Below are 7,682 nucleotides of genomic sequence, written 5' to 3' on the forward strand. Positions count from 1 at the left end.
CGCCTCCGCGGCCCGGGCCCGCTTCGGTCGCTCGCTGGTCTCCGCGCTGGAGTCGGCGCGCACCGTGAAGCTGGCCGCCGCCACCCCTGCCGTGCACGCGCACTTGCGTCACGTCGACTCCGGCCGGGTCAGCGCCGCGGTGCGCGAGCACCGGGTCCAGGCCGTCCTGGACGGCGTGCCGATGGTGATGGTCCAGGGTGGCGTGGTCGCCGCCTGGGCGGTCTTCCTCGGCGGCGGCTGGGGTTTGGCCACCACGCTGCTGGTCGCCAACGCGGTGGCCGGGTTCGACTGGTTCGGTCGGGTCGCCGGGATGGTCGTCACCGAGGCACCGGGCACCCGGGCCTGGCAGAAGGAGACCAGCCGGTTCGCCGGTGGCGTCGACCTGATGGACCTGCCGCCGGGCGTGGACCTGGTCTCCGGAGCGGCCCCCGAGCCGCCGCAGGTGGAGCGGATCCCGCTGGAGACGTTGAGCCTGCGCAACTTCAGCGCGCTGCACGACGACGGCACGATCGGGGTCCAGGGCGTCGACCTCACCGTGCAGCGCGGCGAGCTGGTGCTGCTGGTCGGCCAGGTCGGCTCCGGCAAGTCGAGCATGCTGGCCGCGCTGGCGGGGCTGATCGAGCACACCGGCGACGTGCTCTGGAACGGGACGCCGGTCGCCGACGCCCAGGTCTTCCTGCGGCCCGGTCAGGTGGCGCACGTCGCGCAGGTGCCGCGGGTGCTGTCGGGCAGCTTCGCCGACAACGTCCGGCTCGGGCACGAGCGCCGCTTCGACGTCCCGGTGGCGGCGGCCCGGCTCGGTCCGGACATCGCCGAGGCCGGTGGCAAGGACGCCCTGGTCGGGCACCGCGGCGTCCGGCTCTCCGGCGGCCAGGTGCAGCGCCTCGCGCTGGCGCGTGCGCTGGCCACCGACGCCGAGCTGATCCTCGCCGACGACGTCTCCAGCGCCCTGGACGCGACGACCGAGAACGAGCTGTGGGCAGCCCTGCGCGAGCGGGGCGCCACGGTGATCGGTGCCACCGCCAAGCGGGCCGCCCTGGCCCAGGCCGACCGCGTCGTCGTCCTGGTGGACGGCGAGGTGGCCGCGATCGGTCCGTGGCGTGAGCTCGGCGTGCGCTGGGGTCACCTGGCCGGGTGACCCCAGCATTCCCCGAGTGAGCGCGCTCACTGTGCCGTCAGGGAGTGAGCGCGCTCACTCGGGGAATGCGAGGCCGGGGCGGGTGGTTCCCGCCTTGATGACCTCGACAGCCGCGCGCCCCGGGCGCACTGACCCGCAGACCTCACCGGCGCACTTCGGCTGGGCGGTGTTCGCCCTCTCCATGGGTGGCTTCGCGATCGGCACCACCGAGTTCGTGACGATGGGGCTGCTGCCCGAGATCGCCGACGGGATGGACGTCAGCATCCCGAAGGCCGGCCACGTGATCTCGGCCTACGCCCTCGGCGTGGTGATCGGCGCACCGGTGCTGGCCTTCCTCGGTGCCCGGCTCCCGCGCCGTGCCCTGCTGACGGGGCTGATGGGTGCCTTCGTGCTCGGCAATGCGCTCAGCGCGCTGGCCACCAGCCACGGCATGCTGACCGCGGCCCGCTTCTTCTCCGGACTCCCGCACGGCGCCTACTTCGGCGTCGCGTCGCTGGTGGCCGCCAACCTCGCCGCGCCCGGGCGGCGCGGCCGAGCGGTCGCGCTGGTGATGCTCGGCCTCTCCATCGCGAACGTGATCGGGGTCCCGGTCGCCACCTGGCTGGGCCAGGGCGTCGGCTGGCGTGCCGCGTACTGGCTGGTGACCGTGCTGGGCCTGCTCACCGTGGCGCTGGTGCTCTGGTTCGTGCCGAGCACCCCCGGCGACCCGGAGCAGTCCGGACGTCGCGAGCTCGCCGCATTCAGCCGGGCCCAGGTCTGGCTCACCCTGCTGGCCGGTGCGATCGGCTTCGGCGGCATGTTCGCCGTCTACTCCTACATCGCGCCCACCCTGACCGAGGTCGGCGGCCTCTCCGACGGCGCGGTGCCGTGGTTCCTCTTCGCCTTCGGCCTCGGGATGACGGTCGGCACCTGGCTGGCCGGCGAGCTCGCCGACTGGTCGGTCTTCGGCTCGCTCTTCCTCGGCTCGATCGGCACCTTCGTGGTGCTCGGCGCCTTCGCGCTGCTGGCCCCGGCGGGCTGGTGGGCGCTGCCCACCGTCTTCGGGATCACCGTGCTCGGCTCGGTCCTGGTGGTCAACCTGCAGCTGCGGCTGATGACCGTCGCCGGTGACGCCCAGACCCTCGGCGCGGCGATGAACCACGCCGCGCTCAACGTCGCCAACGCCCTCGGCGCCTGGCTCGGCGGCCTGGTGATCGCCGCCGGCTGGGGCTACCGCTCGCCGGCCCTGGCCGGGATGGGGCTGGCCGCCGCCGGCACGCTGGTCCTGCTGGCCTCGCAGCGCCTGGAGCGGCGCAGCCCTAGCTCCAGTGGGCAGGCTGCTGGGCCGGCCACTGCGGCTGGGGCGGCATCGGAGCCGGCCGCAGCTCAGCCTGACCACGCATGATGTCGGAGATGATCCGCAGCCAGAAGACCAGGGCGCAGAGACAGAGTGCGGTACTGATCGCCTGAGTGGGGACGAGCGTCGCATTGATCCGGGCGATGTCGATCTCCCCTTCGAAAGGGAGGGTGATCGAGGCGAACCGATCGACGATGCAGAACCCGATCCAGGCCGCGAGCCACCATCCGACGAGCGCGTTGCTCGGGTTCCGGCCGGGGTGGCTGCCGCGCCGGAGGTCGCGGACGACCTGGTAGGGGAACCAGAGGTTCACGACCGGCACGATCCAGCACAGCCAGACCCAGATCTTGCTGCGTCGCTGCGGGATCTGCGGGGCCAAGGCCTCGACACGCGCGCGGCACTCGAAGAGCCACAGGCAGGTCAGGATGTAGGCGACCAGCGCGAAGACGAGCCAGACGAGCGGGAGCAGCTCGTAGGCGGTCAGCACATCCGCGACGTCGTCACCCTTGACGGCGGCCACCCGGTAGGAGTGGCGGGCGGGGAAGGCGGCGAAGAACATGCCGAGGCTGACCAGGCCGAGCAGCACCGCGAAGACCCGCGCAGCGATCGCCAGCCCATTCGGCGCCGGCGGCGGAGGCCGCAGAGGCGGGTAGCCGCCAGGAGGTGGTGGGGCCAAGGGGCCGAACTCGCTCATGGCCGCACCCTAGGGCCAGCAGGGCCGAACGTGTGTCGAATGCTCCCGGTTCGGACCGTCGTCGGCGGGATGAAAGGATGGGCCCCATGTCCACCAGCACTGCAGGGGCAGCAAAGCCCCGCGCCCTCTCGGGCATCCAGCCCACCGCAGACTCGTTCCACTTCGGCAACTACCTCGGTGCGCTGCGACAGTGGGTGGACCTCCAGGACGAGTACGAGCCGTTCTTCTTCATCGCCGACCAGCACGCGATCACCGTCGAGCAGGACCCGAAGGTGCTCCGCGAGCGCTGCCTGGTCTCCGCCGCGCAGCTGATCGCGATGGGCATCGATCCCGACAAGTCCGCGATCTTCATGCAGAGCCACGTGCCCGCGCACGCCCAGCTCGGCTGGGTGCTGCAGTGCCTGACCGGCTTCGGCGAGGCCCGCCGGATGACCCAGTTCAAGGACAAGTCCGCCAAGGGCGGTGAGGGCGCCGCCTCGGTGGGCCTGTTCACCTACCCGATCCTGCAGGCCGCAGACATCCTGCTCTACCGCCCGGCCGTGGTGCCGGTCGGCGAGGACCAGCGCCAGCACCTCGAGCTGACCCGCGACCTCGCCCAGCGGTTCAACCACCGCTACAAGAAGACCTTCCGGCTCCCGGACCCCTACATCCTCAAGGCCACGGCGAAGATCACCGACCTTCAGGAGCCGACCGCGAAGATGTCGAAGTCGGCGTCCTCGCCCAACGGCATCATCAACCTGCTCGACGACCCCAAGGTGAGCGCCAAGAAGATCCGCTCCGCGGTCACCGACTCCGGCGCCGAGGTCCGCTTCGACACCGAGGAGAAGGCCGGCGTCTCGAACCTGCTGACCATCTACTCGGCGCTGACCGGCGACTCCATCGCGTCGCTGGAGGAGAAGTACGAGGGCCGTGGCTACGGCGACTTCAAGAAGGAGCTCGCCGAGGTCGTCGTCGAGTTCGTGACGCCGTTCCGCAACCGCACCCTGGAGCTGCTGGAGGACAAGGCCACGCTCAACCAGGTGCTGGCCTCAGGAGCGGAGCGAGCGGCCGCTGTCGCCGAGCGGACACTGGCCGACGTCTACGACCGGGTCGGCTTCGTCCAGCCGCAGCGGTAGGGTTCCCACGTGCCCACCATCGGTGTCTCGATCGCGATTCCGGAGCCTTGGGCTTCGCAATTGCAGGAGTACCGCACCTCCATCGGCGATCTGACCGCGACCCAGATCCCCACCCACATCACGTTGGTGCCGCCCACCGAGCACGACGATCTGGGCGCGTTGGAGCGGCACCTGACGCGAGCGGCGAACGACTACCACCCGTTCGCCGTCCACCTGCGGGGCACCGGCACCTTCCGGCCGGTCTCGCCGGTGGTCTTCGTCGGCGTGGTCGAGGGGATCGCCGACTGTGAGGGGCTTGCCGCACTGGTCCGCAGCGGTCCGCTGGCCCAGGAGCTCGACTTCCCGTACCACCCGCACGTGACGATCGCCCACCACCTCACCGACGAGGTGTTGGACCGGGCCTTCGGCGAGCTCGCCAGCTTCGCCTGTAGGTTCATGGTGACCGAGTTCCACCTCTATGTGCACGACGACGACACAGGTTGGCAGGTGACCAGCACCTTCCAGCTGGGAGGAAGCTGATCAGATGCCGGGGTTGAAGGACCGCCTGAGCGCCAAGCTCACCGATGCTCGTCGCCGCAGGCCCCTCCTCGATCACGCGCTGGGCACGCAGGAACACTACGGCGCGGTCAAGGGCAACCTCCAGGCCGGTGCGGTCACCTACTTCGGCTTCCTGTCGTTCTTCCCGATCCTGGCGCTGGCGTTCTTCGCGGTCGGTTGGATCTCGCGGGTCTACCCCCAGGTGCAGACGGCGATGGTCAAGGCCATCGAGGAGGTGCTGCCGGGGATCGTCGGCGAGGGCGAGGGGGAGATCTCGCTGACCACGATCCAGGACGCCGCCGGCGCGGTCGGCCTGATCGGTCTGGTCGGTGTCCTCTACGCCGGGCTCGGTTGGCTCTCCGGCATGCGCGAGGCACAGCTGGTGATGTTCGAGGAGCCCGCCGCGGAGCAGCCGAACTTCGTCGTCGGCAAGCTGCGCGACCTCGCCTCCCTGGTGCTGATCGGCGTGGTGATGGTGCTCAGCGTCGGCGTCTCGTCGGTGTTGACCCGCTCGTCACGGTGGGTGCTGCGTGAGCTGGGGCTCGCCGAGGGCCTGAGCCCGCTGCTGTGGGTGCTCTCGCTGGCGGTCGGGATCGGCGCGGCGACGGTGCTCTTCTATGCGCTCTTCCAGCTCCTGGCCCGGCCCGACGTGCCGAGCCGGGCGCTGTGGTCGGGTGCGTTCCTGGGCGCGATCGGCTTCGAGGTGCTCAAGCAGGTCTCCACCTTCCTGATCGCCGCCACCAAGTCGCAGCCCGCCTTCCAGGCCTTCGGGATCGCGCTGATCCTGCTGGTCTGGATCAACTACTTCTCCCGCGTCGTCATGTACGCCGCCGCCTGGGCGTGGAGCTCGCCGGCCGCCCAGCAGGTGCGTGCCGCCAAGCCGGACGAGTCGCTGCCCGAGGGCCCGCACGTGGGCCCGGCGCTCGCCGCCCGCGGCCCTGCGTCCGAGCAGAGGTGGCCGGCGTCTGCGGTGCTCGGTGCGGGCACGGTGGTCGGCGTCGGGTTGGCGCGCCTGCTGCGCAAGCGCTCCTGACGACGTCGCTCGGCGCGGACGTGGGTGTCGCGTTCGGCGTGTGCTGGGCTTGAAACATCCACGTGATCTGGGCGTGGCACGCTGCGACGGTGTTCCAGATCGACGTCGACGACCTCAGCAGCAGCCAGACGCAGGCACTGATCGCCCACCACCTGGCCGGCATGCACGCCACCTCGCCGCCGGAGAGCGTGCACGCGCTCGACCTGGAGCGGCTGCGGGACCACACGATCACCTTCTACGCGGCCCGGGACGGCGACGCTCTTGCGGGCATCGGCGCGCTCAAGGAGCTCGGCGGGGGCGAGGGGGAGATCAAGTCCATGCGGGTGGCCGATGCCTACCTGGGCCGCGGTGTCGGCCGTGCGCTGCTGCATCATCTGCTGGCCGAGGCGGGTGCCCGGGGCTGGCAGAGGCTGTTGCTGGAGACCGGCACCCAGCAGGAGTTCCTGCCGGCCCGCACGCTCTACGCCGCAGCAGGGTTCGCCGAGTGCCCGCCGTTCGCCGACTACCGGCTGGACCCGAACTCGGTCTTCATGGCACGCACGCTCTGACGGGCGTGCTCAGGGTGATGGCAGCGGCCGGGTCATCGTCAGCTCGCAGGCCACGTTGGGGATCGGGTGGCCGTCGGCGTCGAGAACGACGGTGAACCCTGCGCTCCGGTAGGCGTTGATCGCCGCGGTGTTGTCGACCCTCACTGCGAGCACGAGGGTGTGGGCGCCCTCACCGATGCTCCAGGAGCCGAGGGCGTCGAGCAGGCGGCCGCTCACGCCGCGGCCGCGCGCGAGCGGGCTGACCCACATGGAGATCACCTCGGTGGTTCCGGCAGCCTCGCCAGGGACCCCGCTGGCCATCGCGACGGGTTGGCCGTCCAGCAGGGCGATGAGATCACGGCCGCCGGGGATCGACAGCCGGGCGCGCCAGCGATCCTCGCGGTCGCCGACGCCCTGCCACTCCGCCAGGGTGGCCCCGAAGGCTCCGGGGGCCTCGGCGAGAGCCGCGAGCCGGAGCCCACGCCAGATCTGCCAATCGGCTGCGTCCACGACGCGCAGTTCCAGCATGCGATGACACTGCCTGCTGGGTGGGCGCGGCGCAACCGGATTCGGGACGCCGTGTTCTGTCGGGGGTCTCTGATCGACTGGTTCCATGATCGAGATCGACGCCACGCACACTCCGTATGAGGTCAGTGACCTCGACGCGGGGTGCTTGCTTGCGGTGATCTCGGAGGGGCGCCACTCGGCGTTGGTGTTGGGGCGGCAGCAGTTGCGGTTGGCGCATCAGTGGTGTGTGCTCAACCCGGTCGTGGACGGCGGGTCGTCGGCTTTGTGGTGTGACGACGCGGCCATTGCCTCCTTGGATCTGGACGACTTCCTCGGTGGGGAGGGCACCCCTGCGGTGGCGGCGTTCGCGGCCGAGGAGTTCGCCGCCGCCTCGGGCATCTCTCGGTATGGAGCGCTCTCGCTGTTGGCCGACGCCTTGGACCTGCACCACCGGCTCCCGCTGCTGTGGGCGCAGGTCGAGGTCTTGGAGGTGCCCGGCTGGAAGGCACGGCGGGTCGCGGAGCTGACCCGCAAGCTCTCCCGGGAAGCCGCCTCTTGGTTCGACCAGACGCTCGCGGACGGCGAACGCTACGGCTGGCCCACCATCGAACGCATCCTGGCGATGGCGGTGGCGAAGTTCCACCCGGAGTTGATCCGCGACAAGAACGGCCCGCTCACCAAGGCGGACTGGGATGTGCGGCTTGAGCACCGCTACGGGCCTGACGGCGCGGCCTCGGGCACCTCGACGTTGGACGTGGTGGGCGACTCACTGGACCTGGCGCGGTTCCACGACCT

At 70.9% G+C, this 7,682-nt stretch carries 8 protein-coding genes and 1 pseudogene; 7 read left to right on the top strand and 2 right to left on the bottom strand.

Annotation, left to right across the window (positions count from 1 at the left end; genetic code table 11):
- Together ABD151_RS21005 and ABD151_RS21010 are read left to right on the top strand one after the other, a co-directional pair.
- The coding region (locus tag ABD151_RS21005) for an ATP-binding cassette domain-containing protein (RefSeq protein WP_343996819.1) at positions 1-1,138 on the top strand (1,138 nt) is incomplete at its 5' end.
- A 97-nt stretch (positions 1,139-1,235) separates the two neighbouring features.
- Positions 1,236-2,522 (top strand): MFS transporter, encoded by a 1,287-nt coding sequence (locus tag ABD151_RS21010; protein ID WP_343996820.1) that lies wholly within the window; start codon positions 1,236-1,238, stop codon positions 2,520-2,522.
- Here ABD151_RS21010 and ABD151_RS21015 read toward each other — a convergent pair.
- A complete protein-coding gene (locus ABD151_RS21015) occupies positions 2,437-3,168 on the bottom strand; it encodes a DUF4328 domain-containing protein (RefSeq protein WP_343996821.1) in 732 nt (243 codons plus the stop codon). The genes ABD151_RS21010 and ABD151_RS21015 overlap by 86 nt on opposite strands.
- A gap of 86 nt (positions 3,169-3,254) precedes the next feature.
- On the opposite strand from ABD151_RS21015, the gene trpS reads away from it, so the two are divergent.
- The 4 genes from trpS to ABD151_RS21035 all read left to right on the top strand — a co-directional run bounded on the left by trpS (position 3,255) and on the right by ABD151_RS21035 (position 6,401).
- On the top strand, positions 3,255-4,283 hold the full coding sequence (trpS, locus tag ABD151_RS21020; protein ID WP_343996822.1) for a tryptophan--tRNA ligase: 1,029 nt from the start codon (positions 3,255-3,257) through the stop codon (positions 4,281-4,283).
- Positions 4,284-4,292: 9 nt separating this feature from the next.
- On the top strand, positions 4,293-4,802 hold the full coding sequence (locus tag ABD151_RS21025; RefSeq protein WP_343996823.1) for a 2'-5' RNA ligase family protein: 510 nt from the start codon (positions 4,293-4,295) through the stop codon (positions 4,800-4,802).
- Positions 4,803-4,806: 4 nt separating this feature from the next.
- Entirely contained in the window at positions 4,807-5,853 is a 1,047-nt protein-coding gene (locus ABD151_RS21030) for a YihY/virulence factor BrkB family protein (protein ID WP_343996824.1), read from the top strand.
- Positions 5,854-5,942: 89 nt separating this feature from the next.
- Positions 5,943-6,401 (top strand): GNAT family N-acetyltransferase, encoded by a 459-nt coding sequence (locus ABD151_RS21035; RefSeq protein ID WP_343996825.1) that lies wholly within the window; start codon positions 5,943-5,945, stop codon positions 6,399-6,401.
- Positions 6,402-6,410: 9 nt separating this feature from the next.
- Here ABD151_RS21035 and ABD151_RS21040 read toward each other — a convergent pair whose 3' ends face one another.
- Positions 6,411-6,908, bottom strand: a complete 498-nt coding sequence (locus ABD151_RS21040) for a GNAT family N-acetyltransferase (protein WP_343996826.1) — start codon at positions 6,906-6,908, stop codon at positions 6,411-6,413.
- Between the two features lie 85 nt (positions 6,909-6,993).
- Between ABD151_RS21040 and ABD151_RS21045 the strand changes: the two are divergent.
- Positions 6,994-7,682, top strand: a pseudogene (locus tag ABD151_RS21045) (hypothetical protein); the annotation flags it as partial.

It is taken from the genome of Nocardioides dubius, from assembly GCF_039528155.1.
In the GTDB taxonomy this organism is placed as follows: domain Bacteria; phylum Actinomycetota; class Actinomycetes; order Propionibacteriales; family Nocardioidaceae; genus Nocardioides; species Nocardioides dubius.

Bases quoted from the DNA above. Each gene is read 5' to 3' on its own strand.
- ABD151_RS21010 (WP_343996820.1), top strand. From the start codon at position 1,236: ATGACCTCGACAGCCGCGCGCCCCGGGCGCACTGACCCGCAGACCTCA.
- ABD151_RS21015 (WP_343996821.1), bottom strand. From the start codon at position 3,168: ATGAGCGAGTTCGGCCCCTTGGCCCCACCACCTCCTGGCGGCTACCCG.
- trpS (WP_343996822.1), top strand. From the start codon at position 3,255: ATGTCCACCAGCACTGCAGGGGCAGCAAAGCCCCGCGCCCTCTCGGGC.
- ABD151_RS21030 (WP_343996824.1), top strand. From the start codon at position 4,807: ATGCCGGGGTTGAAGGACCGCCTGAGCGCCAAGCTCACCGATGCTCGT.
- ABD151_RS21040 (WP_343996826.1), bottom strand. From the start codon at position 6,908: ATGCTGGAACTGCGCGTCGTGGACGCAGCCGATTGGCAGATCTGGCGT.